This is a genomic window from Rossellomorea pakistanensis (genome assembly GCF_016908495.1).
Lineage (GTDB): Bacteria > Bacillota > Bacilli > Bacillales > Bacillaceae_B > Rossellomorea > Rossellomorea pakistanensis.
The window spans coordinates 577,519-603,658 of record NZ_JAFBDZ010000001.1; the positions used below are offsets into that span (position 1 = coordinate 577,519).

Annotated in this window: 24 protein-coding genes; 10 read left to right on the forward strand and 14 right to left on the reverse strand. The window is 35.8% G+C overall.

Annotation, left to right across the window (positions count from 1 at the left end; all coding sequences use genetic code 11):
* Nucleotides 1-118: 118 nt before the first annotated feature.
* Nucleotides 119-505, reverse strand: a complete 387-nt coding sequence (locus JOC86_RS02805) for a VOC family protein (RefSeq protein ID WP_205168246.1) — start codon at nt 503-505, stop codon at nt 119-121.
* 131 nt (nt 506-636) lie between these two features.
* On the reverse strand, nt 637-1,887 hold the full coding sequence (locus JOC86_RS02810) for a M24 family metallopeptidase (RefSeq protein ID WP_205168247.1): 1,251 nt from the start codon (nt 1,885-1,887) through the stop codon (nt 637-639).
* 251 nt (nt 1,888-2,138) lie between these two features.
* Between JOC86_RS02810 and JOC86_RS02815 the strand changes: the two genes are divergently transcribed.
* The 3 genes from JOC86_RS02815 to JOC86_RS02825 all read left to right on the forward strand — a co-directional run bounded on the left by JOC86_RS02815 (nt 2,139) and on the right by JOC86_RS02825 (nt 3,829).
* The gene (locus tag JOC86_RS02815) at nt 2,139-2,918 is read left to right on the forward strand and encodes an SRPBCC domain-containing protein (protein ID WP_205168248.1); all 780 of its coding nucleotides are present in this window, start codon (nt 2,139-2,141) and stop codon (nt 2,916-2,918) included.
* A complete protein-coding gene (locus tag JOC86_RS02820) occupies nt 2,915-3,346 on the forward strand; it encodes an SRPBCC family protein (protein ID WP_205168249.1) in 432 nt (143 codons plus the stop codon). Before JOC86_RS02815 ends, JOC86_RS02820 begins: the two co-directional genes overlap by 4 nt.
* Before the next feature lie 219 nt (nt 3,347-3,565).
* On the forward strand, nt 3,566-3,829 hold the full coding sequence (locus tag JOC86_RS02825; RefSeq protein WP_205168250.1) for a hypothetical protein: 264 nt from the start codon (nt 3,566-3,568) through the stop codon (nt 3,827-3,829).
* A 148-nt stretch (nt 3,830-3,977) separates the two neighbouring features.
* Here the strand turns inward: JOC86_RS02825 and JOC86_RS02830 are convergent, their stop codons facing one another.
* Entirely contained in the window at nt 3,978-4,382 is a 405-nt protein-coding gene (locus tag JOC86_RS02830; protein WP_205168251.1) for a sporulation protein, read from the reverse strand.
* Between the two features lie 112 nt (nt 4,383-4,494).
* Between JOC86_RS02830 and JOC86_RS02835 the strand changes: the two genes are divergently transcribed.
* A complete protein-coding gene (locus JOC86_RS02835; RefSeq protein ID WP_205168252.1) occupies nt 4,495-4,815 on the forward strand; it encodes a DUF2680 domain-containing protein in 321 nt (106 codons plus the stop codon).
* Between the two features lie 128 nt (nt 4,816-4,943).
* On the opposite strand, the gene ltaE is transcribed toward JOC86_RS02835, so the two are convergent.
* Complete coding sequence (ltaE, locus tag JOC86_RS02840) at nt 4,944-5,966, reverse strand: low-specificity L-threonine aldolase (protein WP_205168253.1); 1,023 nt, start codon at nt 5,964-5,966, stop codon at nt 4,944-4,946.
* 329 nt (nt 5,967-6,295) lie between these two features.
* Between ltaE and JOC86_RS02845 the strand changes: the two genes are divergently transcribed.
* From JOC86_RS02845 to JOC86_RS02855, 4 genes are all read left to right on the forward strand, one after another.
* Nucleotides 6,296-7,552, forward strand: coding sequence for a helix-turn-helix transcriptional regulator (locus tag JOC86_RS02845; protein WP_205168254.1), 1,257 nt, complete (start codon nt 6,296-6,298; stop codon nt 7,550-7,552).
* Between the two features lie 11 nt (nt 7,553-7,563).
* Nucleotides 7,564-7,689, forward strand: a complete 126-nt coding sequence (locus JOC86_RS24905; protein WP_275583361.1) for a hypothetical protein — start codon at nt 7,564-7,566, stop codon at nt 7,687-7,689.
* A gap of 156 nt (nt 7,690-7,845) precedes the next feature.
* Nucleotides 7,846-9,078: an aminopeptidase gene (locus tag JOC86_RS02850; protein WP_205168255.1), complete on the forward strand. Its 1,233-nt coding sequence runs from the start codon at nt 7,846-7,848 to the stop codon at nt 9,076-9,078.
* 268 nt (nt 9,079-9,346) lie between these two features.
* Nucleotides 9,347-10,192 (forward strand): alpha/beta hydrolase, encoded by an 846-nt coding sequence (locus JOC86_RS02855; protein ID WP_205168256.1) that lies wholly within the window; start codon nt 9,347-9,349, stop codon nt 10,190-10,192.
* 40 nt (nt 10,193-10,232) lie between these two features.
* Here the strand turns inward: JOC86_RS02855 and JOC86_RS02860 are convergent, their stop codons facing one another.
* The 10 genes from JOC86_RS02860 to JOC86_RS02905 form a co-directional block, all read right to left on the reverse strand.
* Nucleotides 10,233-11,588 carry an aspartate aminotransferase family protein gene (locus JOC86_RS02860; RefSeq protein ID WP_205168257.1) on the reverse strand — a complete coding sequence of 452 codons (1,356 nt, stop codon included), beginning with the start codon at nt 11,586-11,588 and terminating at the stop codon, nt 10,233-10,235.
* Between the two features lie 113 nt (nt 11,589-11,701).
* Complete coding sequence (locus tag JOC86_RS02865; RefSeq protein WP_205168258.1) at nt 11,702-13,168, reverse strand: CoA-acylating methylmalonate-semialdehyde dehydrogenase; 1,467 nt, start codon at nt 13,166-13,168, stop codon at nt 11,702-11,704.
* A gap of 142 nt (nt 13,169-13,310) precedes the next feature.
* Complete coding sequence (locus JOC86_RS02870) at nt 13,311-14,918, reverse strand: PucR family transcriptional regulator (protein WP_205168259.1); 1,608 nt, start codon at nt 14,916-14,918, stop codon at nt 13,311-13,313.
* Between the two features lie 266 nt (nt 14,919-15,184).
* The gene (locus JOC86_RS02875) at nt 15,185-15,340 is read right to left on the reverse strand and encodes a hypothetical protein (protein WP_205168260.1); all 156 of its coding nucleotides are present in this window, start codon (nt 15,338-15,340) and stop codon (nt 15,185-15,187) included.
* An 18-nt stretch (nt 15,341-15,358) separates the two neighbouring features.
* Nucleotides 15,359-15,568: a hypothetical protein gene (locus JOC86_RS02880; protein WP_205168261.1), complete on the reverse strand. Its 210-nt coding sequence runs from the start codon at nt 15,566-15,568 to the stop codon at nt 15,359-15,361.
* Nucleotides 15,569-15,588: 20 nt separating this feature from the next.
* Nucleotides 15,589-17,064: an NCS1 family transporter gene (locus JOC86_RS02885; protein ID WP_205168262.1), complete on the reverse strand. Its 1,476-nt coding sequence runs from the start codon at nt 17,062-17,064 to the stop codon at nt 15,589-15,591.
* Between the two features lie 207 nt (nt 17,065-17,271).
* Nucleotides 17,272-18,699: a dihydropyrimidinase gene (hydA, locus tag JOC86_RS02890; RefSeq protein ID WP_205168263.1), complete on the reverse strand. Its 1,428-nt coding sequence runs from the start codon at nt 18,697-18,699 to the stop codon at nt 17,272-17,274.
* 21 nt (nt 18,700-18,720) lie between these two features.
* Entirely contained in the window at nt 18,721-20,007 is a 1,287-nt protein-coding gene (gene preA / locus JOC86_RS02895) for an NAD-dependent dihydropyrimidine dehydrogenase subunit PreA (RefSeq protein ID WP_205168264.1), read from the reverse strand.
* Between the two features lie 25 nt (nt 20,008-20,032).
* Nucleotides 20,033-21,388 (reverse strand): NAD(P)-dependent oxidoreductase, encoded by a 1,356-nt coding sequence (locus JOC86_RS02900; protein WP_205168265.1) that lies wholly within the window; start codon nt 21,386-21,388, stop codon nt 20,033-20,035.
* A gap of 75 nt (nt 21,389-21,463) precedes the next feature.
* The gene (locus JOC86_RS02905) at nt 21,464-22,354 is read right to left on the reverse strand and encodes a nitrilase-related carbon-nitrogen hydrolase (RefSeq protein WP_205168266.1); all 891 of its coding nucleotides are present in this window, start codon (nt 22,352-22,354) and stop codon (nt 21,464-21,466) included.
* A 968-nt stretch (nt 22,355-23,322) separates the two neighbouring features.
* On the opposite strand from JOC86_RS02905, the gene JOC86_RS02910 reads away from it, so the two are divergent.
* Together JOC86_RS02910 and JOC86_RS02915 are read left to right on the forward strand one after the other, a co-directional pair.
* Nucleotides 23,323-23,862 carry a D-glycero-alpha-D-manno-heptose-1,7-bisphosphate 7-phosphatase gene (locus JOC86_RS02910; protein WP_205168267.1) on the forward strand — a complete coding sequence of 180 codons (540 nt, stop codon included), beginning with the start codon at nt 23,323-23,325 and terminating at the stop codon, nt 23,860-23,862.
* An 18-nt stretch (nt 23,863-23,880) separates the two neighbouring features.
* Entirely contained in the window at nt 23,881-26,046 is a 2,166-nt protein-coding gene (locus tag JOC86_RS02915) for an MMPL family transporter (protein ID WP_205168268.1), read from the forward strand.
* The last annotated feature ends 94 nt before the right edge of the window (nt 26,047-26,140 follow it).

The following is a 26,140-nucleotide window of genomic DNA, read 5'->3' on the forward strand; positions in this document are numbered from 1 at the left end:
CACTCCCTTTTAAACTAGAACTAGGTTATAAGACCTAAAATACTATTCTATAAAACACCTGACAAATCCTTTCAATATATATTTTTTTACCCATAAAAAAACCGATTCGCATGAGGAATCAGTTTTTAAGAGGTTCATAATATTCAATCCACTCACCGTCAGGTCCTAAAAAGAATAGGTATTTCGCTCCATTTGGAAGGTTTGTTACCTCATCCCAAACTAACTTTACCCCTTCTTTTTGAATCCTTTCCTTTTCAGATTCGATTTCATCTACCGTTAAGGCAATATGATGAACTTTTCCTTCCTTGGGTAGATCTGGATTGTATCCTTCAATTAATTCTATAATAATATCTCCATTTAACCCTAGAAAAGCGAGTTTCATTTTCCCATCGTTATGTAATAATTCATCCATTAACGCCAAACCTACCACTTGTTGATAAAATCTTTTTGATTCTTCAATGTCCCTTACTTGGATTCCGACATGCTCGAATTTTTTTACAGCCATCGTTTCTCCTCGTTTCAATTAAATAGTCGTCTCATAACCTTAAAATATGAGCTAAAAAATTAAAAATCGTATACAAACTATTATTTTAAATGAAAATTTTTAATGCCTCTAATCATTTCCTCCAACTATTTCTATTTTATTAGATAAAATTCTTTTTGTCTCGTTGCCAGATAATATAATTGCCCACTAGTAAAGACCACTGGTTCTTCTAAATAAAAAGTGACCACTTGATTCCACTCAGGGACAAATTTCCTTATATTGAATTCCATTGCATAGCAAGTATTATCCTCAATGGGAAGTTCCCCTCTCCCTTGGATCTCATTCTGTTGATCATATAACCCAATAAGAGGACCCGCTCCATGGCAGTGATACCCTAAGGGATGAGAGTATATCATCGCTTTTATTCCCAATTCTTTTGCTTTTTCCATCGAACCGGAAAAGATGTCATTACCAGAACATCCAGCTATAAACTGTTCTTCTATAATCTCTTCTAAATGAAGAGCCGTTTTCAGACCTTCATTTAACCCTCTTGGTGGCTTCTTTTCACCTTGTTTCAAAACATATGCTAGTTGTTGAGTATCTGTCGTTAATCCTAAGTAACGTATACCAAAATCCAAATGAATAACATCTCCTGGGAGAATTGTGACTCCTTCCAACCTGTCCCTCTTTTCCCCTTCTCTTTGGATATCTACCGTTGGATAAAAAGAAGTATCTAACCCTAAATCTACTACTCTTTGTCTTATCCACTCTACTACTTCTTGAGTATTCGTGACTCCAGGATGAATAACTGTATTTGAAAGTGCCTCCTTAGCAATAAATCTTGCTAATTCGGCTATATGCGGATAGGCATTTAATTCACTGTTCGTACGTATTTGGAGCCAATCTATAGATAATCCTTCAGCTGAGATGACCTTATCTTTATAGGATTCACCAAGAATATTCATAATTTGAGTATATAAAGATGAAGTTAATCCATCTGTAACTGCATGGAGATTTCCATAATTCAATCCAATATTTTTAGGCTTTTTTTGTTCCACCAACCTTTTCAATGCTTCCATCTGAGTTTCTTCCTCAAAATCCCACCCTAATTCATAATAATCAGAATAATTGGGATTAGCATTGAGTATGTATTTTTCAAAATGACCCTTGACCATAGTAACAAACAGGATCGTTAATCTACTTGAACTATCGATAGCAGATGGAAAAAACGTTTCTAACACAGGATCTTCATTATATTCCCTTCCTACTAATATCCAGGATTCGACCTTATGTTTCTTCATTAAAATCGGTAATAGTTCATTAACTCTTTCAAGTAACCAACGATCTCTTATCCTGTCTCTTTCTTTTAACGAGAGAATGTTCATTTTTATACTATTAAACATATATATCTCCCCCCTTTCCTTTTTTCTAATTCGACAAAGTTCTGTTTATTCCTTCAAGTTTGCTCCCCCCATTTCGTTTCTATGAAAATGGATAGATAATAGTAATTTAATCATAAAACTTTAATCTATATTGAAATACAACGAATAATAACAAAATAAATTAAGTGTTGTATGTGAGAAACAGTTATGTTACTATTTAGTCACATATAAAACGTTACCTTATAGTAACATATAAAGAAAGGTGTGATGCAATGGTTGGTCATGATGTATCCCATATCTTCAAGGCGTTAAGTCATGAAATACGTGTTGAAATATTGGATATATTAAAAAACGGTCCAAAATCAACAGGTGATTTAAACAATCACTTTGAGAATGTTAGTCGATATGCCGTCATGAAGCATTTGACTATTTTAAATGAGGCGAATTTAATCCTCTATCGAAAACAAGGCCGTTTAAGAATGAATTTTATTAATGTAGCCCCACTTCAAATGATTTCCGAGCGATGGGTTAGCAATTATCAAGGGAACTTTGCAACATCAATATTAAAATTAAAAAACAATCTTGAAGGGAGTTCGAATGACATGGAAAAAGGGTATGTTCATGATTCATTTCAAATTGAACAGGAATACGTGATTAAAGCAAGTAAAGAAAAGGTTTTTACGTCACTAACAAAAGATATAAACAACTGGTGGGCTTACCGTCTCTGCGGGGAAGACTCTAGTTTCTCATTAGAACCGAAGGTAGGCGGGCAATTTTTAGAAAGCGGAAAAAATGGAGATGACGCTCTTTGGGGTACTATTACCTATTTAAAACCAAATGAGGAAATACGTTTACAGGGATTATTAGGAATGCAAGGGGCCGTTACAAGCTCATATAGCTATGTCCTTAAGGAGCAAGGAGACGCAACCCTTTTAAAATTATCCCATTCAGCAGTAGGACTTCTTGACCCAAATTGGGCAGAGGCACATGCTGGAGGCTGGGAAGAATTACTTGGCTCCTTCTTAAAAAGCTATGCTGAGACAGATCAATGATTAAAGTTGAGTCCAAAATCTTCATTAACAGAGAATATCAAGAAGTTTTCCGCTTCATATCTAATTTTGAGAACAACACTTTATGGCAAAAGGGGATGAAGAAAGCACAATTTACCACCTCTGCCCCTATCGGTATAGGCTCCACTTATGAACAAGAGGCATCTTTTTTAGGGAAGAAAATTGTTTCTTCCTTCATTGTTACTGATTTTAAAGAAGATCATTTGATTAAAATTAAAAGCACAGCAAGTTCATTTCCTATACAAGTTACAAGATCAGTTGAGCCTGTTGGTACTGGCACTAAAGTTTACGCCATAGTTGAAGGAGATGCCATGCATTTTTTCAAGCTTGCTCAGCCAATACTAAAGAAATTCGTTGGAAACTCGATAAATGCGGATTATAAACGTCTAAAAGAAACTTTAGAAAAATAACGGTTTTAAATACAAAGGGGCATTCCCATAAGGAGTTCGGAACCACTATTATTATCCATATATAGATGCTGTCTTGAGGTTCCTTCTATGTATGGATATTTTAGTTCCCTGACACCTAGCTCTTGGGATAGCCCTTTAATATTTTTGCGGGTTTATTCTTTTTTTAACGTGGTAATTATATTAAAGAAAATATTGATTAATAAAAGGAGGAAATTAAACGTGAAACTTAGACCAGTAAGTTCAACCATTCTAATTGGTGCCGCTGCCGGAATTATGCTAACCTCCAAAGAAAATCGAAATAAGATTCATAACCTTTCAGAAAAACTTAAATATAAGTGGAAGAGTTTTCGAAGCAATGAATTATCAAATAAACTCCCAATCAAAAAAGGTGGTAACCCTGATCCGATGAATGTAGAGGATAACAAAATGGTCAGCGAGGGTGCACTCACTTCTGTCACCTATTATAATGCAAAAGAACAATAATAGGTTCCACATTAAACTATCCAATAAGGTCGGGAATTACATTGTATTTTCTATTAAAGAAGGTGTTGAAATGATAGTTCCCGACACCTAATCATTGAAAAAGTCCTTTTATCATTATAGGTTATTCATTGCCTTAAGCTAAATAATTCTATAAAACATTAATCGTATCTTCATCCTTTGGATCCATTGCTTGTGAAACCATTAATGTCGTTCTTAGAAATGTTTCATATTTAGAATCTGTGTTAGGATGATCTTTACTTACTTCAATTGAAAATGGAATTTTCCTTTCTTCTCCTGCTTGAATTGTCCCGATCTTTTCTAATCTAGTTTCACTAACTTCTTTTACATGATGGGTAAAATCACTATCTTCTTTATCTTCACGATACTGAACATATAGGAGTAAAACAATCTCATCGATTACTTGAGTAGAGACTCCTCCTGTAATGTGTACCTCTCCTTTAACTTCTTCACCCCTTTTTACTGATGGATTATGTACAATTGTGTCAACTTTCGCATTTCCAATTCCAATACTTGATAAAAATTCCTTCCACATGTGAAAGCCTCCTATTTTCCTTTTTTATTCATTTTACTCTATTCATTATATAAATACATATTTTATCCTGGAATAGAACATAATAGGTGCGATTAAGAAAGGAGAATGATTTATGAAAAAAATATTTTCTCTTATGATGATAGCAGTATTTATCCTGTCATTTGGAAATCCGATGAATGTACAAGCAGTTACAAATCCAAATGATCAAAAAATTACTTTGAGTAAGGAACAAATTGATGAGTTAGCCAAGCTGCATGAAGAACTTCACGGAACAAAAATTGAGTTAATTAATAAGTATATCGAATTTGGGGTAATTCCAAAGGATAAAGGTGAAAAAATGTTAGAGCATTTAGATAAACGTTATCAAATGTTAAAAGAAAACCAATATATAATGAAATGGGACCATAAACATCGCCACAAACAAACTCAATAAATAAGATTGGTTGTGGTCAGTTCTTAAAGAACCCCTGATGAATATTGATTGACCTATTCCAAATTTGTCAGGGGCTTTTTTATAGACTATTGATGAAAATCATGAAATATATCTTGGTGAAAACTTGATTACTTAAATTGTTGTCGAATTGTTTCTATCGTTTTAATAATATCCTCTTCAGTTACATCATAATGTGTAGTAAATCTCACTAAAGTGGGGCCGAATGAAACTCCTAGGATATCATTTTCCTTAAGTTTTTTAACAAATTCATCTGAAGAAACTCTTAGTTCTTTTACATCGATAACGACAATGTTTGTATCAACATCGTTAACTACTTTTATTTTCGGAATATCCGTTAATCCAGATGCCAATACTTGTGCATTTAGATGATCCTCTGCTAGACGATTTCTCATCTTGGTTAAGGCAATGATTCCTGGGGCAGCAAGAACTCCTACTTGCCTTAGTCCGCCTCCAAGACGTTTTCTCCATTTTCTTGCACTATTTATAAATTCAGATGATCCGGCAATAATCGATCCTACCGGTGCCCCTAACCCTTTTGACAAACAGATTTGAACGGTATCACAATACTGTGTAAACTCAGTAACATCTGTATTGATTGAAGCTGCTGCATTAAATAATCTTGCACCATCTACATGAAGTGGAATCTCATTTTCTTTAGCAACAGCATAAATTTCTTTCATATTTTGGACAGGTATAACGGCTCCCCCAGCACGATTATGGGTATTCTCTAAACAGATTAATCCCGTCTCAGGGAAGTGTTGATCTTCGCCGCGGATAAACTCCTCTATGCTTTTAGGATTCATTACCCCTTTTTCCCCAATAATTGTTCTTGTCTGAACACCTGCAAATGCCGCAACTGCTCCAGATTCATAATAAAAAATATGTGACTCTGCCTCTAGTAATATCTCATTTCCAGGCTGCGTATGGGTTAACACTGCAATTTGGTTTCCCTGTGTTCCACTAGTTACAAATAATGCCTCCTCTTTACCCAGTATATTTGCTGCTAGTTTTTCTAATTTTGTTACAGTAGGATCTTCACCATATACATCATCTCCAACTTCAGCTTCATATAAAGCCCTTCTCATCTCTTCTGTTGGCTTTGTAACAGTATCACTACGTAGATCAATCAAACTAAATACCTCCTGACCCAAATCACTCTTTTTTTACCACATTAATATATCATAAAGTTAATATCAAACATTTGCACTTTAAATTGCTAAAGCGAATAAATCCTAACAATTTCTTTCAAAAATATAATTATAGGAATATTCCAAATAGATATATAAAAAGTATGATATTCTCTTCTTAGATAGGTTAAAAGATTGTAAGAAAATTTTCACAAGTAACTCTCATTTTCTTGAATGTTTGGAAAGGTATAGATCTGTATTTCTCAATATTCATGTATGTTCTATATTAGGTTTCCTTGTATATAATCATTATGGGTAGGAGGTAATGGTGAATGACAATAGGAAGTAAAATTCGTTACCATCGTGTAAGAAAAAACCTAACCCAAGAAGAGCTTGCTAAAGGGGTTCTTTCTGTTTCATATCTTTCAAAAATAGAGAATAACCAAATTAATGCTTCCCAGGAAATTTTAGACTTATTATGTAACAGACTTGGAATTGAGAATATTGAACAAAGCAATGAAATAATGAAACAAGCTCTGCAGAATTGGAACAAGGCATTATTAAGAAGCGATATTGAAGAATCTAAAAGATTACGAAAGATTCTTCAAACAACCATTTCTGATGCCGACGAGTTCTCAATCCTAACAGGCTATCAAATTTTGCTCATTCGCTTTCATTTATTAATGAATAATTTAGATGAAGCTTCTCGACTTATTACGGATATTCATCACTACTATAAAGATTTATCAGATCAACTTAAATTTTATTATCGTAAATTTACTGGAAACTATTATTATGCAACAAAAAAATATGATAATGCAATTGAACATTTTAAAGAAGCAGAGCATCTCTTTATGATAGCTAGAATTCCTCAGCAAGAAGAAAAAGCTGATTTGTTCTATCGGATAAGCTTAGCTTTAGTTCAATTAAGAAAACATACAACTGCGATTATTTATTCAGAAAAATCACTTGACCTTTATCAAAGCCTCTACCATAACAAGCGTTGTGCAGAAGTTCATTTATTATTAGGTGTGTGCTATCGAAGAACTCATAATATAGATGAAGCATTATTCCATTATGAATGGGCAAATGAAATCAGTAAGACTAACAGATATACCCTTTTAAGGGGAAATGTTGAGCAAAATCTTGGATATCTTAAATCAACAAAGGGCCTGACAGACGAAGCAATCGTCCATTACTTAACGAGTCTAGGATTTAAGAACGAGCATAATGAAAGTAAATTATCTACACTCGTTACCCTCGTAAAAGAGTACTACAAATTAAACCAATTTGATGAAATGAATAAATGGTTAAAAGAAGGGTTTTTAATCGCTACTAAAACGCAATATCCTGCTAAGTACTACCAATTAAAAATTTATGAGTATTTAGCAAATGGTTTCAGTGAAGAATTTGAACAATTCATGGTCCAAGAAGCCCTCCCCTATTTTGAAAAGCATGGGAATCCGCATCATATTGCTCAGTTTTCTAAATTTCTAGGTCAATATTACCAAGAAATTAGAAAATATAAATATGCAGCCCACTATTTAACGAAAGCAAACGCTGCATATGAAAATATATTAGGTGATTAGGAGGAGTTAAAATGAAAAAATTAAGAAGAATTTTGGTGGTATCACTTGCTATTATGGCGATTGGTGCAGGTACAACTGCATTTGCTTCAGATGAAGATCTACCACCAGCAGACAGTATCGTTAACGAAGTGCAATAATAAGATTTTTAGGTAAATCCTAAAACTTACGCCTCTCCATACATATGGTGAGGCGTAAGTCTTTATGGCTACCATTTTTATATTTCGCAAATTTATTATTAGTAATTTTCTGAATTCGATTGTATAGTTAAAATGTAAAAATAAAGGGGGGTTTCCATGAATACTTTTCAAGTTAAATTAAGTCGTTATGCAGATTTAATTCTTCAGGTCGGTTTAAACTTACAAAAGGGACAACGCCTGATCATTCATGCACCTATTTCCGCTTCATCCTTTGTACGAGATATTACAAGCAAGGCTTATGATCTCGGGGCAAAAAATGTGATTGTTGATTATGATGATGAACAATTACGAAAAATTAAAATCGAGAAGGCAACAGATGAAGGCTTAAAGGACTTTCCTCAGTGGAAAGCAAAAGGTTACTTAGAAATGGCAAAAGAAAATATGGCATTATTAAATTTGTCAGCTCCTAATCCAGAAATTTTCCAAGATTCTGACCCTTCACGAGTAGCATTAGTGAATAAAACTGCTGGAGAAGCAATGAAGGATTTTCGCCAATACATCTCCGGAGGCCGAATTAATTGGCTCATCGCCGCTATCCCTACAAAGGAATGGGCCAAAACGATTTTTCCTGAGCTTAGTACAGATGATGCTGTATCTAAGCTATGGGAACAAATCTTTTATACGACAAGGGTAGATCAAGAAGATCCTGTGCCATTGTGGAAAGAGCATATCTCTGCAATGAACACGAGAGCAGATTATTTAAATCGTAGGAAGTATAAAACACTTCATTACAAGGGACCTGGCACTGATCTGACTATTGATCTCCATACCCAAACAAAATGGCTATGTGCTGAATTTATCAATGATCAAGAAGTTCACTTCGTTCCAAATCTTCCAACTGAAGAAGTGTTCACTATACCAATAAAAACGGGTGTAAATGGAACGGTATCGAGTACAAAGCCATTAAACTATGGAGGAAATCTCATTCAAAACTTTTCATTAACTTTTAAGGATGGAAAAGTAGTCGATTTCCAAGCAGAACAAGGATATGAAGTATTAAAAAATTTACTTAGTGCGGACGAGGGTGCTCCATATTTAGGAGAAGTGGCTCTTGTTCCACATGATTCGCCGATCTCAAATACTGGTATCGTCTTCAATAACACATTATTTGATGAAAATGCATCTTGTCATATTGCCCTTGGAAACGCACTGAATATTTGTGTTGAAAAAGGAAAAAACATGACAAAAGAGGAACTAGACAATATTGGTTTTAATGATAGCATCATTCATGTTGATTTTATGATTGGTTCAGGCGAACTAGATATTGAAGGTGAACGAACAGACGGTACTAAAGAACCGATCTTCAGAAATGGGAATTGGGCTTTCTAAAGGGTTAATCCTATAGAGTTCATTTCATTTTTGTCATATTTACAAAATCATCCTTATAACCGTTTAAAGACTAATGAAAAAGGTAATCTTTTCATTAGTCTTTTTTACATATTAAGCTTATTAAGCCAAATACTATAACAGAAACATCATCCCTGCATATAATATCCATAAAATACCTGTAATTTTACAAAAAAATTTCTTCTAAGTCATTTTCATTACCTTTATATTGTTCTATCATAATAGTAAACGTATTAAAGGAGCACAAAATATGAAGTTTTCATTTGCTCGCAAGATTTCTTTAACAGCTGGATTACTAATAGTACTCTCTATGGCTGTATTATATATTATGTTTCGTTCGGAGAATGTCGAATCACAGGAAAATCGATATACTAAACAACAGTTATATCCAACAGTATTCGTTCATGGGTACAAGGGAACGTTTAATTCATTCAAAACGATGATGGATCGTTTTGAAAATGAATACTCATGGGGGAATAGAACGCTTATTGTTTATGTTTCAAAATTTGGTGAATTAAACTTTATCGGTCGTGTTCCTACTCCCCCATCAGAACCAGTTTTTGTTCAGGTAGTGTTTGAAAATAATAGGGCTACCCTTGGAGATACATCTAAATGGTTAACTTCAGTGATGGTAGAAATAAAGCAGCGATATTATGTTGAGACGGTAAACCTTGTTGGTCATTCCATGGGTGGATTAGTAATCACCCACTATCTTAAGGAAAATGCCAATAGTATGGCTATTCCAAAGACACATAAACTTATAACGATTGGAAGTCCTTTTCTTGGAATTGAAAAGGAGTCTTACCACAAAGTGAACACTGGTGCAGCTGTAAACGATTTACGACCTAATTCTAATGCATTATTAAAATTAATTAGGGAGTCATCAGAATTCCCTAAGAATGTTCAGAGCTTAGTGATTGCAGGTACAGGTGACCAGGTGGTAGGAGTCAACAGTGCAAGAGGATTAAAGCAAATTGTCCCCCCTGAAAATTATCATGAAAAAATCATTGATGATCCTTCGATCGGTCATAGTGGCTTACATGAAACATTGAAAGTCGACCGTCTGATCAACGACTTTTTATGGGGATTTAAATAGAAGAAGGGATTGACACATTTAGGTCAATCCCTTCTTCTATTTAGTTTAATTTTTTCAAACCTTCTACTACCGTTTTTATGACATAATTTATATCATCAATTTCAATATTTAGCGGTGGAGATATAGTTAAAACATTATTGTATCCTGCAACAGTAGCACCATTTTTCCCAATGATAACTCCTTCATCCTTACAAAATGCAATTACTTCATTGACTTTATCAACAGCCAATGGCACCTTACTTTCTTTATCTTTTACGAGTTCGATTCCAATTAGAAGACCTCTTCCCCTAACATCACCTACATACGGATGTGTTTGAAGAAGATTTCTTAATTCGTTCAATGCTTTCTCACCAATTTCTTCAGATCTTTTAAAAAGGGCTTCCCTTTCCATAATCTCAATATTTTTAAGGGCAAGTGCACATGCGGCAGGATTTCCACCAAATGTATTAATATGCCTGAAATAATCGTATTCTTCTGATCCTTTAAACGCATCATATACTTCTTTTTTAACCGCAGTAGCAGATAAAGGTAAGTAGGCACTTGTTATCCCTTTCGCCATTGTCACAATGTCTGGTTTGACATCTTCATTCATAAAGCCAAATGGCTTTCCCGTTCTTCCAAACCCACAAATGACTTCATCAACGATCATAAGTGCACCATGTTTTTCACAAATCTCTTTTGCCGCTTTCAAATACCCTTCTGGTGGAACAAGTATGCCCCCACCTGTAATGATCGGTTCCATAATCATCGCTGCGATGGTTTCACTTAATTCCCAAGTCATTGCTTGGTCAATAGCTTTGACAGAGGCTAATTCATGTGGATTAGAGACATTAGTATTTTCACGATAGGCATCAGGTGGCACCACATGTACGAAGCCTGGGGCAAGTGGTTCATATTTATATTTACGTTGAGCCTGCCCTGTAGCAGCTAAAGCCCCCATTGAATTTCCATGATAAGCACGATATCTGGAGATTATTTTATAACGGTTATGCTCACCTTTTTGCTGATGATATTGCCTAGCTATTTTAAATGCTGTTTCATTTGCTTCAGAACCACTGTTTGAAAAAAAGATTACGTATTCATCACCTAATAATTCATTCAGTTTTTCCGCTAACTGAATGGCTGGAATGTGACTTTGAGTTAAAGGAAAATAAGCTACTTCCTTTAGCTGTTTATAGGCAGCTTCTGCTAACTCCTCTCTTCCATATCCAACATTTACACACCATAATCCAGCCATAGCATCTAAGTACCTTTTCCCATCATGACTAGTAATCCAAGAACCATCTGACTTTGAAACAACCATTGTTCCATCTGGGTTATACGGTTTCATTGAGTGCCATAATAACTTATCATCTTGATCCAACCATTTTTCTTGTGAAGATCCAGTTTGCACCATTCTTTCTCCTCCTAATAGTAAAGTGGAGATGCCAAAGGGTCGGCAACTATAAATGATATGTGTAAAATTTTGTCTCCTTAATCCCTTGGCATCAGAACTGGATTTACCTTAGATTAAAAATCAAATCGAGAAGTAATCATTTTCTTCCTTGTATAAAAGTTGACACCATCTTTCCCGTTAACATGCATATCACCATAGAAGGAATCTTTCCATCCTGAAAACGGAAAGAACGCCATTGTAGCTGGTACCCCGACATTAATTCCCAGCATTCCTGCATCTGCTTCTTCTCTAAACTGCCGAACTGCCTTTGCATCTTTTGTATAGATGGTTGCTCCATTACCAAAACGAGATTTTCTTAGATAATCCAAGCCTTCATCTAAATCTTTTGCCCTTAATAAGCTCAATACGGGGGCAAAAATTTCTTCTTTTGCAATCGTCATATCAGGAGATACATAGTCAAAAATTGTTGGCCCAAGATAATGCCCTTCTGTCATTATGTCCATTTCTTTCCTACCATCACGAATGAGGTCTGCTCCCTCTTCTATTCCTTTTTCAATGTACCTTAATGCTTTCTCACGATGCTCTTTACGAATGACAGGAGTCAATAAAACTTCTTCATCCATACCATTTCCAATATGAAGTTCGTCAGCCTTTTTCTTTAATTCACTAACGAATTCATCGTTATCCCCGATTACTACAACAGCGCTACATGCCATACAGCGTTGACCAGCACTTCCATACGCTGAGCTAATGACGTGATTAACGGCTTTTTCCATATCCGCGTCAGGCATGACAAAATGATGGTTTTTTGCCCCTGATAATGCTTGAACTCTTTTTCCTTTACTAGCCGCTTGTTCATAAACATATTTCGCAACTGGCTGAGAGCCGACAAATGAAATTGCTTTAATATCATTATGTGTGATCAGTCCATTTACAACATCATGTGCACCATGAACAATATTTAGAACACCATTTGGTGCACCGGCTTCTGTAAATAATTCTGCAAGCCTATTCGCAAGCATTGGAGTCCGTTCGGAGGGTTTTAGTACGAAGGTATTCCCACATGCAACAGCAAGAGGAAACATCCAGAGAGGAACCATCATTGGGAAATTATATGGAGTAATCCCCCCTACTACTCCAAGCGGATAACGAAACATTTCAGAATCAATATTCTCAGCAATCGATGAGAGACTTTCCCCCATCATTAAGCTTGGAGCTCCAGCCGCAAATTCAACACACTCAATTCCGCGTTGAACCTCGCCATGTGCTTCTTTGAAAGCCTTACCATTTTCAAGCACAATTAGCTTTGCTAATTCATCATGATTTTCGGTTAATAGATGATGATATTTAAAAAGGATTCTTGCACGTTTTGGGACTGGAACGTCTTTCCATGATTCAAATGCTTTTCTTGCTGCCGTCACTGCTTTATTTACATCTTGTAAAGTTGAAATAGGAACAGTTGCCAATATTTCACGAGTTGCAGGATTTTGAACTTCTAATGCTTCATGACTCTCTGCTTTTACCCATTGACCATTAATAAAGTTCTTTAATAAGGTTGTTTCATTTTTAGTAACTGCCATGAAATACTCCTCCTTGTTCTGAAAGTTTTGATTTCTTGTATTTATTATCTCTAACTCGTTACGATGTTTCATTAGACATTTTGTAAAATATACACATATTGAAATGCTACACTTTAACCCTCATCACCTAAGAATTTTCAAGTTATTTTGCTGTAACCTGCTTTCTCTTCTCCTTTGGAAAAAGATACTCAAAGCTATGTAACATAAATTCGATAGCTACCCTTTTTTCAGGATTCATAAAATCTTTTCCCAGCAGCTTTTCAAGCTTTTCTAACCGATGATACAGTGTTTGTCTTACTATAAATAGCTTTTTCGCCGTTTCCTGCTTAGAGCCATGACATGCTAGATAGGTTCGAAGCGTTTGAAAAAGTTTACCATTATACTTTTCATCATACTCTATGACTGGTGTTAAGTATTCAAGGATAAGTTCTTTCATATCCTTTTCATGATGAAGCAATGAAAGGATTCGATGAAGATGTAAATCTTCAAAAAAAGAATAGCGATTGGGATACTCACTGTTTTGATACACCCTTATAGTTTCTATAGAAGATTCATAGCTTATTATGAGATCTTCTAAATCATCTACGTATTTACCTACACCAAAATGAGCGAAGCTGATCATATTCTTATTTACTAAATCTGAATCATAAATTCTATTAAGAGCTTCTTTTAAACGTTGTTTCCATGTACTTACCTGGCGTTTGTCCAGTAGAATAAACACAAACTGATTTCTTCTCTCACCGATAAGAATTGTAAATCCTTCTTGCTCAAAGATAGTTCGAAAAAGCAACTGAACATAAGTTATATCTACACTGTGGTGATTTTTTTTCTTTTCATACTGTGCAGAACATACAACAGCTCCATTTCCATTCAACTCTAGTTCATGCTCACCTAAATAAGCCCTTAGTTGTTCGTATGAATACTCACCTTCTAACCAATTGTTAATCCATTTCGTTTCTTCTGTTCTTCTTTTTTCTTCAATAAATATCGTTCGTAAAAGATGTTGGGCTAATGCCGTTGATGTCCTATCTAAAATAAGGTGGTCAAATTCACTTAGCGGAAAATCTTCTTTATAGATCTTCAAAGTAGCATGCTTTTGACCTAGTAAATAAATAGGAATTTCAGCATAGTGAGATTGATTGTCTACATCATCTAATTTTCTTTCAAGTAAATCTCTTCTAATCGATGATAAAGGTGGATAAAAGACCTCATCATTTTTTTCTTCTCTATAAATGATTTGACATTCTAATTCTTTAAATAGAATTTGAAGAATATCATTAACGCTTTGGATTTCTAATAATTTTTTATTTAAATGTTGGGAATACCTTTCAAGATTAGAGAGTTGCTCGTACTGATTATTAATTAATTCAGAATGTATATCTTGAGTAATTTCAACAAAGGGAACTTCCTCTTCAAAAATAATGATCGGAAAGTCATTTTCATCTGCAAGAGTTAATACTTCTCTAGGAATAACTTTCATAAACGTACCTATTTCAATACAAAGGCCCGCCGTATTACTAGTAATAAATTGCTGTAGAACTGAGAGGAATGTTTTATCATTTTTAAGTGCCATTCCCGTTGAAAGAATTAACTCATTCCCATTTAGCAGGTTTTGAATCTGGATGACTTCAACAACATGCACCCATTTAATAATTCTTGATAAGCCTTTTTCACCTGCCACAACCTTTGCCGTTCCAAAATGTTTACGTATAAGTATATCTTTTACTAGCATCGGTGTGTTTTTTTTCATTATTCAACCCCTCAATAGATACTTAGCTAGGATTATTGACCTTGTTGTTAACAGAGATAAACTCTAACTCATCATTATATAGAGTGCTTAATGTTAGAAAGCAGCGATGGTAGATGGTTAGACTTGAAGAATGTACTGATGGCCCTTGTTTTTATTTTTGCAGCTAATGACTAATTTATAATCTCAACAAAGTTAGGAAAATATGAAAAATTGGCTGAACCTAAAATAATTCAATATACTCTTTAGGTCAGCCACTTTCATATAATTTAACAAGGGATATAAAGTTGAATTTCTTTTAATAGGATGTCTGATTTTTCAGAATCTGAAAGGATCGCAGAATCCCATAGATCCAATATCCATTCTAATAATTGTTCTGGAGACTGAAACTCTTCCAATGATTCTTTGGACATATCAGAAGTCAATTATTTTCTCTCCTACTCTTAAGATATATGATTGACTAATAGATTCGAAAAGTACTTTCTAGCGTCTGCTGTTGTAATATGAAGGATCTCTGTTTCATTTCGACTAGTGTGTTTAAATTCTAGAAACGCACCACTTAAGTTTTCACTAACACCATGAATGGTGTATCCTTTTGCTATGAGCACATTAATTTGATCTCTTTCTGTTAGAAACGTTTGGTACTCCGACATACGAGTGCTCCTTTCTTATATTAAATCGTAATATTAGCTCCAGGGGATACATTTTCTATAGGTTCTTCCAATATCTCTTCCTCGATCGCCCAATCACGTCCAACCGTAATTCCTAAATATTTCTGATCATCCGGGTCTTCTATTTCTGCCTGTTTGTACAATTTAAACCACCAATATTTGGCCAAGAAATAATAACAAACAGCACCAATTCCAAACCCTACAAGAAAAGAATAATTTGGGACAAAATAAGAAGCAGTGGCACCTAAAAGCCATGAAATAAACCCAGCCATATTAACACCATTCATATAGCGGTATTGACCTCCGCTTTCATACAGATGCGGGACATTAACTCTACGTTTTCTAAGAAAATAATAATCAGACACCAGAATGCCTACAATGGCAGATAAAATTCCACCAATGAATAATAGAACTGGAATGATCACTCCGAATAGGTTCCAAGGCTGGACAATGGTTCCAACAACTCCCGCTGTAATGACACCAGCCCAAAACGGAAATTTAGGACCCCCTACATTTGAGAAGATCGTTGCAGCCGGGACAATATTAGCTGCTATATTTGTCGACCATTGAGCTAAAACAATCATTAACAATAGGATTCCTAAAATAAGGCCACTTGCAGCCTCTTGAAGAGCGATTACCGGATCATAATTTAATACCGCGATATAAGCTACTGCACCGATAATAATCATAAATGTCTGAGTAAGTGGAAGTGTAATTAAATTTCCAATTAATGAACTTTTATTTCTTTTAAACCAATTTTTCTCGTTTTTTGGGGCTTTCATAAACCTCGAAATAGATGGTATATCTGCAGCTAATGTTGCCCAAAACCCCATATTACTAAATACAACAACTAAAAATGCTGAAAATGCAGCTCCTCCTGCTACAGGATTTTCTGCCCAACTCCAAATATCTCTTCCTGCCTCTTTAGCAGTATCAGATAGTGAACTATACATCCAAATAGAAATTAGGATAATAACTGGAGCTGCAATATCAGCAAATCTTTCTACCGCTTTAATTCCAAGAGCCGTATTCACTAGTTGGAATGAAGCAAATAAGATAAAACAGATAAACCAATTATCAAACCCAAACAAAATATTTAAAATACCATTCATTGCCGTAGAACCAAAATACGTATTGATTCCAAACCACATGGAAGCTGCTACTCCACGAACCAAAGATGGTATATGAGTCCCGATTGTACCAAAGGGAGCTCTCATGTAGACCGGAAATGATAATCCGTGTTCAATTCCAATGTCTCCAGTCAATGAAATAAATAATCCTATTGCTAACGAACCGATAATCGTTGCTAGTATAACCATCGGTAGAGGGAGAGACATGACACCTGCACCACCGATTGCGAATGTAGCGAGTACAACGACCATCCCTACCCACATAAATGAATAACCAAGTATCGTAATTTTTCTACCATTCTCCCCAATTGGTAATAAGTCAGGAGATTTCAAATAGCTTTTTTTCATCGTGAACACTCCTCATATCGGATTTCATTAATTAAAGATGAACTTCCGAATTGAAACGCTCATTGATTATAAGGGAACGAAACATAATGGATTTAAAGCCACATCTAATTAAGGAATGTTTACCTTTTACTAAATTTCATCCCCTTGAAGGAGTCGTTCTGTCATGTCCATTTAATTTTTAACATATAAGAGGTAGAGGTATATATCTTATATTTGAGTTGATTGTAGTGACTCTCTTCCCTGTTCACTCAATTCATCACCATATTTTGCCCGTTTTATAAATTGTCCACTTCCAGGATTCCCTACGAACTGCTTCTCTTTAACAACAAATTCACCTCTAGATAAAACCGAGATTGGTTCACCTGTCACCTTCATTCCCTCAAACGCATTATAATCAACGGCCATATGATGAGACTCAGCTGAAATCACACGTTCCACATTCGGATCAAAAATTACAATGTCCGCATCAGACCCAACCGCAATCGTTCCTTTTTTAGGAAATAAACCAAATATTTTGGCAATTCTAGTTGAAGTAATATCAACAAACTGATTTAGCGTTATTCTTCCTTTCTTCACCCCCTCTGAAAATAAAATGGATACGCGATCTTCTATCATTGGACCCCCATTCGGTATCTTTGTAAAATCACCCCTTCCTAAATCTTTTTGACCATTGAAATCAAATGAGCATTGATCGGAGCCTAATGTTTGTAGCTGTCCATTTTTAAGGGCATTCCAAAGAATATCTTGATGCCATTTTTCTCTCAATGGAGGTGACCATACATACTTTGCCCCTTCAAAATTAGGACGTTCTAAATAACTTTGGTCTAATACTAAGTACTGAGGACAAGTTTCACCCCAAACATTCAATCCTTTATTTCTTGCTTCAGCGATTTTTTCTACTGCATTTGAACAGGATACATGCACGACATAGAGCTGGGAATCTGCAAGTCCAGTAAGCTGTGCCGCCCTTCCTGTAGCTTCTCCTTCTGCCTCCGGTGGTCTCGTAAGTGCATGGAAGATAGGATCCGTATTCCCTTCTTCTAAAGCTTTTTTCGTTAAATAATCAATTACATCGCCGTTTTCAGCATGAACCATTACAAGAGCTCCGAGATCCTTTGCGGTAAGGAGTGTTCTAAATAATGTTTCGTCATCCGCTTGAAACACATTTTTATACGCCATAAAAACTTTAAAAGATGTAATTCCTTCTTCTGAAATCACTTGGGGTAACTCGTCTAAAACCTCATCATTGATTTCACCAACCATAAGGTGAAAGCTATAGTCAATACATGCTTTATTTTTAGATTTGTTATGCCATGTAGTAATTGAATTTTTTAATCGTTCGCCTTTTGAAGTTAAGCAAAAATCGATCACAGTTGTTGTACCGCCAAAAGCAGCTGCCTTTGTACCTGTTTCAAAATCATCTTTTGTCACTGTTCCACCAAAAGGCATATCTAAATGTGTATGCGGGTCAATCCCACCTGGAAGGATATAGCACCCTTTTGCATCAATAATTTCAGCACCATCCTCATCGAAATGTGTACCAATAGCTGAAATTTTGCCATTTTCAATCAAAACATTTGCTCTGTAAGTATCTGCCGCCGTTACAATCAATCCATTTTTTATTATTTTTTTCATTTGTTTTGCCTATCTCCTCTCTTATTTTGTTAAATCAACCTTGCAATCACTTGTCGCTTTAAGTGCTTCTTGACGTTGATTCCATGTCATGACAGGATATTCAGAAGGGATTTCAATCATATCGATCGCACCATCCACTGGGCATACAATAGAGCAGAGGTTACAACCAACACAATCTTCCTCCCTGACTTGAAGAAAACTATTACCTTGACTATCTTTTAACATATCAATGCACTGATGGGACGTATCTTCACAAGCAATATGACATTTGTTGCAGTTAATACAAACATCATTATTAATTCTAGCGACAACCTGATAATTTAAATCTAAATTTCCCCAATCTGAAAATTTTGGTACTGCTTTTCCAACGAGATCAGAAACGGATGCAATGCCTCTATCTTCTAAATAATTATTTAAGCCATCAATCATATCCTCTACAATTCTAAATCCATGGTGCATGGCAGCTGTACAAACTTGGACACCACTAGCCCCCATCAGCATAAACTCAACGGCATTTTCCCAGTTCGATACACCACCCATACCAGATATCGGCACATTTATTCTTGGGTTACGTGCACACTCAGCCACCATATTAAGAGCGATAGGTTTAACAGCAGGTCCACAATAGCCACCATGTGCTCCTTTACCTGCAACATGAGGAATTGTATTCCAAGAATCAATGTCCACTCCTGCCAATGAATTGATGGTATTAATCATACTAACAGCATCTGCCCCTCCTCTAACTGCAGCTTCTGCTGTAACCGTTATATCCGTAATATTTGGAGTTAATTTTACAATTACTGGTGTATTCGCTGCTTCTTTTGCCCAATACGTTTGCTTCTCAACAAGCTCAGGAACTTGACCAGATGCTGATCCCATTCCTCTTTCTGCCATTCCATGTGGACAGCCGAAATTAAGTTCTAATCCATCTACTCCAACTGCTTCCACCTTTTTAACGATTTCATGCCATTTTTCCTGTTGCGGTTCGACCATTAATGATGCGATTACTGCATGATTCGGAAACTTTTTCTTCGTTTCATAGATTTCCTTTAAATTCACCTCAAGTGGGCGATCTGTTATTAATTCGATATTGTTAAAACCCGCAACCCTTTGCCCATTAAAACTAACAGCTGCAAACCTTGAAGATACGTTAATAATCGGGTCACCCAAAGTTTTCCAAACCGCCCCTCCCCAACCTGCTTCAAATGCACGCTGCACCTGATAGCCAGAATTTGTTGGAGGTGCTGAAGCGAGCCAGAATGGATTAGGTGATTTGATACCTGCAAAATTAATACTTAAATCAGCCATATTTGTTCCCCCTCTTTGACATTACTTATGCACTTATGATTTTGGACAAACTGCTATGGATACTATGAGCCACTAGTTTTCCTTGCTGTGCTGCCGTAACAACCATTGCCTCCCCTTGACCTTTTCCAAAAACAATATCTCCACATGAGTAAACCTTTGGATTAGAGGTTTGATAACTTTCACGATCAATTTGGACAACTCCCCCCTGGTGTTTTAACCCAAATTGATAGATTAAATCAATATGTCTTGTTTGCCCAATTGCTTTAATGACGAGATCTACCGGGAGAATGAACTCAGACCCCTTTTGTGGAACTGGACGTCTTCTACCATCATCATCTGGCTCCCCAAGCTCCATTTTTAGGCATTCAATCCCAGTTACTTTACCGTTCTCATCCCCGATAATCTTTTTTGGAGCCGTTAACCAGCGGAATTCTACACCGTCTTGTTTAGCAAATTCATATTCAAAATCATAAGCAGACATTTCTTCCTGTGTTCGTCTATATAGGATTTTTACGTTATCAGCTCCTAATCTCACAGAACAAGTAGCCCCATCAATCGCTGTATTACCAGCACCAATCACAACAACTTTCTTCCCGACAAGCTCATCTGACAATAACTTGGTTTTTGTATTTTTCACAAATTCAATCGCATCATGAACTCCGTCAAGCTCTTCACCTTCAATCTTTAAATTGGGTACATTTGCCATTCCTGCTGCAAGAACGACTGAATCAAAATTTGAAAGAATTTCATCAGCTTGTATATCTCGACCTACCCTAATATTTGTAAGGATTTTAACATCTAATTTTTCTACTTGTTCTACTTCCCAATAGGAAACTGCTTGAGGTAAGCGGAAGGACACAATCCCATACGTATTTAATCCACCTGCTTTTTCTTCCGCTTCAAATATTGTCACTTCATATCCTAATAAAGCAAGCTCTCTAGCAGCCGACAGCCCTGCAGGACCGCCCCCAACTATTGCAACCGTTTTACCATTGGAATGTCCTTTTTGAAACAAAGTTTGCTGATTATGAATGGCCCAATCCGTTGCATAGCGTTGTAAATTTCCAATCATAATTGGTTTTGTCGAATGATTTAAAACACATGCTCCTTCACAAAGTTCTTCTGTAGGGCATACTCTAGAACAACTTGCACCAACCGGATTAGCTGCCATAATTGTTTTCGCAGAACCTTTTAAATTACCTGAAGCAATCTTTTTAATAAACGATGGGATGTCAATGTCTGTTGGACATGCCGTAATACAAGGTGCATCGTAGCAATAAAGACATCGATTCGCCTCTTCAATAGCCTCACGGTTTGATAATGCAGGTTCTACTTCTTTAAAATTGTCGATAATATCCGTTAACGAAATCGATTGTTTCAAAACGGATCCCTCCTTCTAATAAAAAGATGAAATAAAAAGGGCTATACTTCTATTTAAGTTTAGCCCCTGCTGATTTTAAGGAAGTAATGCAGTCATTTCACCATAGGTTTCAGGTCTTCGATCACGATAAAACTGCCATGTATCTCGAACTTCTCTAATCATTTTTTTATTCATTTCTCCAATGATCACCTCGTCTTGGTCACGACTGGCTATTGCCACAAATGATCCACGAGGATCCACTAAATAAGACTGTCCATAAAATTCCCCCATATTCCATGGAGCTTCAACGCCAACACGGTTTATGGCACCTAAATAATAGCCATTCGCCACAGCATGTGCTGGTTGTTCAAGCTTCCATAAATATTCAGATAGTCCGGCAACAGTAGCGGAGGGATTAAATACGATCTCTGCTCCTTTTAAACCTAAGAGACGTGCACCTTCAGGAAAATGACGATCGTAGCAAATGTAGACCCCTACCTTCGCATAAGCCGTATCAAATACTGGATATCCAAGATTTCCAGGTTTAAAGTAATATTTTTCCCAGAAACCATGTCCCTCATTTCCAACAGCCACATGGGGAATATGCTGCTTACGATACTTTCCTAAATACTTTCCATCTGCGTCTATGACAGCAGCCGTATTGTAATATGTCGCAATCCCTTCCCTCTCGTATATCGGAAGTACAATAACGATTTCTAATTCTTTTGCTAATTCTTGAAATTTCTTAGTTGTTGGGCCATTCGGAATTTCTTCTGCAGAGTCATACCATTTTGAATTTTGTTCTGAACAAAAATAAGGACCATAGAAGATCTCTTGCAAACATACAATTTTAGCCCCTTTTTGTGCAGCATCTCGAACTAATCCTAAATGTTTTTCAATGGCTTTTTCCTTATGGGTGTCGACAGGCTCATTCCCATCAACATCATGCTTTGCTTGAATAAGCCCAATTTTCACCATATCAGACATCTACATTTCCTCCTCTTTCAAAATAATTATGAATAGAAAGCGCTTTCATAATTCTTTGATGCCACATTCCCTCTTTTAAAAAAGGCTTTCATAATCCCTTGATCATTTAACTGAATATTCCGCATTTTTTATTGTAATTCTTACTTTTGTCTTTTTCATTAGACAAATTGTTAAATCAAATAAGGTTTACGTTTTTCGATATGTAAATAGATTAGTATTGAAATGCCAGAACGCAATTCTGAATCTTCTTAAATTTAACATAATGTATATAAAAATTTTACATAATCATGTCGAATAGCAATTGGTGCTTCTTTTTTATAGGATTATTATACAAACACTTCTATATGAATAGTTTGGAGCTACGGTATTTATTCTATATTCATAATGATTTGTCCAAATACTTCTCGACAAACAACAGATTAATTGTCAAAAATTGAAGAAATAACTTCATGATGTAATACTGTCCTAAAAGTAGTTATTAATAGTTTGAAAGATCTTGTTATTTCCATAATCGAATTCAAGATGATGATCGTTCAAAATCAATATGATGATTCAATAGTGAAAAAAAGGACAGACTACCAACTTTTACAATAATTTTGATAAAATGATGAAGGATTGAATAATTATAATTAGACGAAATAAAACTATAATCATTTCCTTAATAATCATGACTTATTTCCAAGGAAACCGCAGGAACCGACATAAACTTTTTTTATTTTTGGCTGTTTTCTAAAAAATGGTGTTTTTTTAGAACATAAATTTTTTAAAAGTCTGGTCTTCGCTGCAGGTGCGAGACTCCTACGAGATTAGCGGGACAGGTAGACCTAAGCAGGAGCAAGGTGACGTGGATGCCCACCTCCCGCCTCGCGGAAAGCAAGATCCTTCCGTTCTAACCAACGACCCCCTTTTCGAATAACAACAATGATTACGAAAACAGCCTTATTTAATTGACAAAAAGGAGTTAATTTATGACAAAAAACAAAGCGGTATTTATCGATCGTGATGGTGTCATTAATGAGGTTTTGACTAAGAGAGTAAAGTTCGTCAATAAACCTAATGACCTATTTTATTTAGATAAGGTTCCAGAAGCCATCGGGTTATTATCTAGTGCAGATTACTTGATATTTGTCGTAACGAATCAGGGTGGTGTGGGATTAGGCTACATGACTGAAGAACAATTAGAGAAAATTCATAAGAAAATGAAGATTGATTTGGAATCTGAAGGAGGAGAAATACAAGACATAGCAAGTTGTATTCATAAGCCAAATGAAGGCTGTAGCTGCAGGAAACCTGAGGCTGGGATGATTCTGAAACTTGCAGAACAATATAAAATAGATATCGATAAGAGCTATATGATTGGTGATCGGGACGTAGATATCGAAGCGGGGAGAAAGGCAGGCTGCAGCACCATTTTTATCGGAAAAGAAGATAATACGGTTGATGCTAACTTCTCGTTTCCGACACTATATGCTGCTGCCAATTGGTTAAAATCAACATCAAATTTATAAAGAAATAGGGAGAAAAGGATGAAACTACTTTCAAAAATAATTGATCGACTCTACAAGGGGATTCTAGCTTTTTGGATTATTGTGGCAGTTGGATTTGGATTTTTCGCTACCCAGCTGCCTTCCATTTTAGGGGGAGATGGTTTTCGGACAGACGGTGAGTATGAAAAAGTACAAGAGGAACTGACAAGTACATTTGAATTTTCTGATTCCACTCTTCTACTCCTTTTTGAAAGAAAACCAAACCAATCCCAGGAAGAATTTAAAGAAGAAATTAGATCCACACTAACAACTATTAAAGATAATGTTACCTTAACCATTCAATCACCTCTAAATCAAAATGAGATGATGAAGAAAAATTACGCTTATGCACAATTACATTTTAATAAAGACAATATTGAAGATGATATAAAAGATATTGAATCGATAACGAATATGTACTCAAATATGACATTAACGGGTGAACCCATCATCACTCGGGATATCAATAAAGCAAGTCAAGATGATCTAAAACGGGCAGAAATGATTGGTGTACCAGTAGCTATAGTAGTTCTATTATTTGCATTTGGGAGCATAATCGCTTCCATTGTTCCAATCGTTATTGGTGGAGTTACAGTAATTGTCTCGTTTGGAGTATTAACTCTTATTGGAGAAAAAATCGAGCTATCCATCTTCCTTCTTAATGTTGTACCAATGATTGGGCTCGCTTTAAGTATAGATTTTGCTCTTCTTTTCATTAATCGCTATCGAGAAGAAATGAAGTTACATAATAAGAGAGAAGCGATTACTAACACAATTGCTACTGCTGGTAAATCCATTATCTTTTCTGCCTTATGTGTGTTCATCGGCCTTGCAGCTATGATGGTTATTGAGATTGATATCTTTCAAACGATTGCCATTGGCGGAATGGTTGTTGTATCAATCGCAGTCATTTCTTCACTAACTCTATTACCTGCAATCCTATTACTAATGGGATCGTCTATAAATAAGTGGAGGATTATCAAACTAAGAGAGCATGATCATAATAAGTGGAAAGGGTTTGCTCGGTTTGTAATGAAAAGACCTGTTCTTCTTGCTGTTATTGCTTTGGTAATGTTAATCATCGGAATCATTCCTGTTCAACATATGAATTTAGCTATTCCTGAAGTGGATTCTTTACCTGAAAACTATGAATCTCGTCAAGCATTTGAAACTATTCAAGATCAATTTCATTTTGGTGAAGGAAGCACTGTTTACATGGTTGTGAACAATCAATCAGAATGGACGTCTGAGAAGGGATTATCTGAGATGGAAGCGATTATTAGCTCCATTGAAGATGATCATTTAGTAAAAGAAATTGATTCAGTATTTTCAGCCACAGGAATTGAAACGAGCCAGGAATTAGTTGCTGCTTTACAACACCCAGAGATGAAAAAATCTTTACAACCTGCTTTAGATTCTTTTGTTAACAAAGATAAATTGTTAGTTCCTATTCATCTTAATGTAGAAGAATCATCAGACGAAGCTAATGATTGGATTCGTGATAGGAGTAATATTCAATCGGAAAACGATATATTTTTTGGCGGTCAGGTGAAATTTAACCAAGAAATATTTGATGAGATCTACAATAAAATTGCTTTATGTCTCGCGATTATATTGATCTCGACCTATACCATACTCATGTTCGCTTTCCGCTCGGTCATTATCCCACTAAAAGCGATTCTCATGAATATTATTGGATTAACTTCTACATTTGGAGTATTAGTATGGATATTCCAAGGAGGACATTTTGGATTAGGTGAAAATGAAATTGCCCTTGTTCTGCCTGTACTCGTATTTAGTCTTGTTTTTGGATTAAGTATGGATTATGAAGTCTTTTTAATTTCTAGAATTCATGAAATTTATCAGAAGACTGGTAATAATACTGAAGCAACCATCGAAGGGTTAGCATCGACATCCAAAATTATTACTTCTGCTGCCTTAATTATGATTGTCATCACTGGAGCTTTTGCCTTTACAGGAGTCATGCCTGTTAAACAAATAGGTGTTGGCATTGCCGTTGCCATATTTATTGATGCCACAATTATCCGGATGCTATTAGTTCCCTCCCTGATGAAACTTCTTGGCGATTGGAATTGGTGGATGCCCTTCGTTAGTAGAACAAAAAAAGGAAAGCGAAAATCTAAACGTCAGCCTGTAAATTCATAATGCTATTAATGCGGCTGTCCCAATCCAAGGTGGCAGGAACCACAACTTCCATTATAGAAGAAAACTTCAAGACATCTTCTACTTATGAACAATC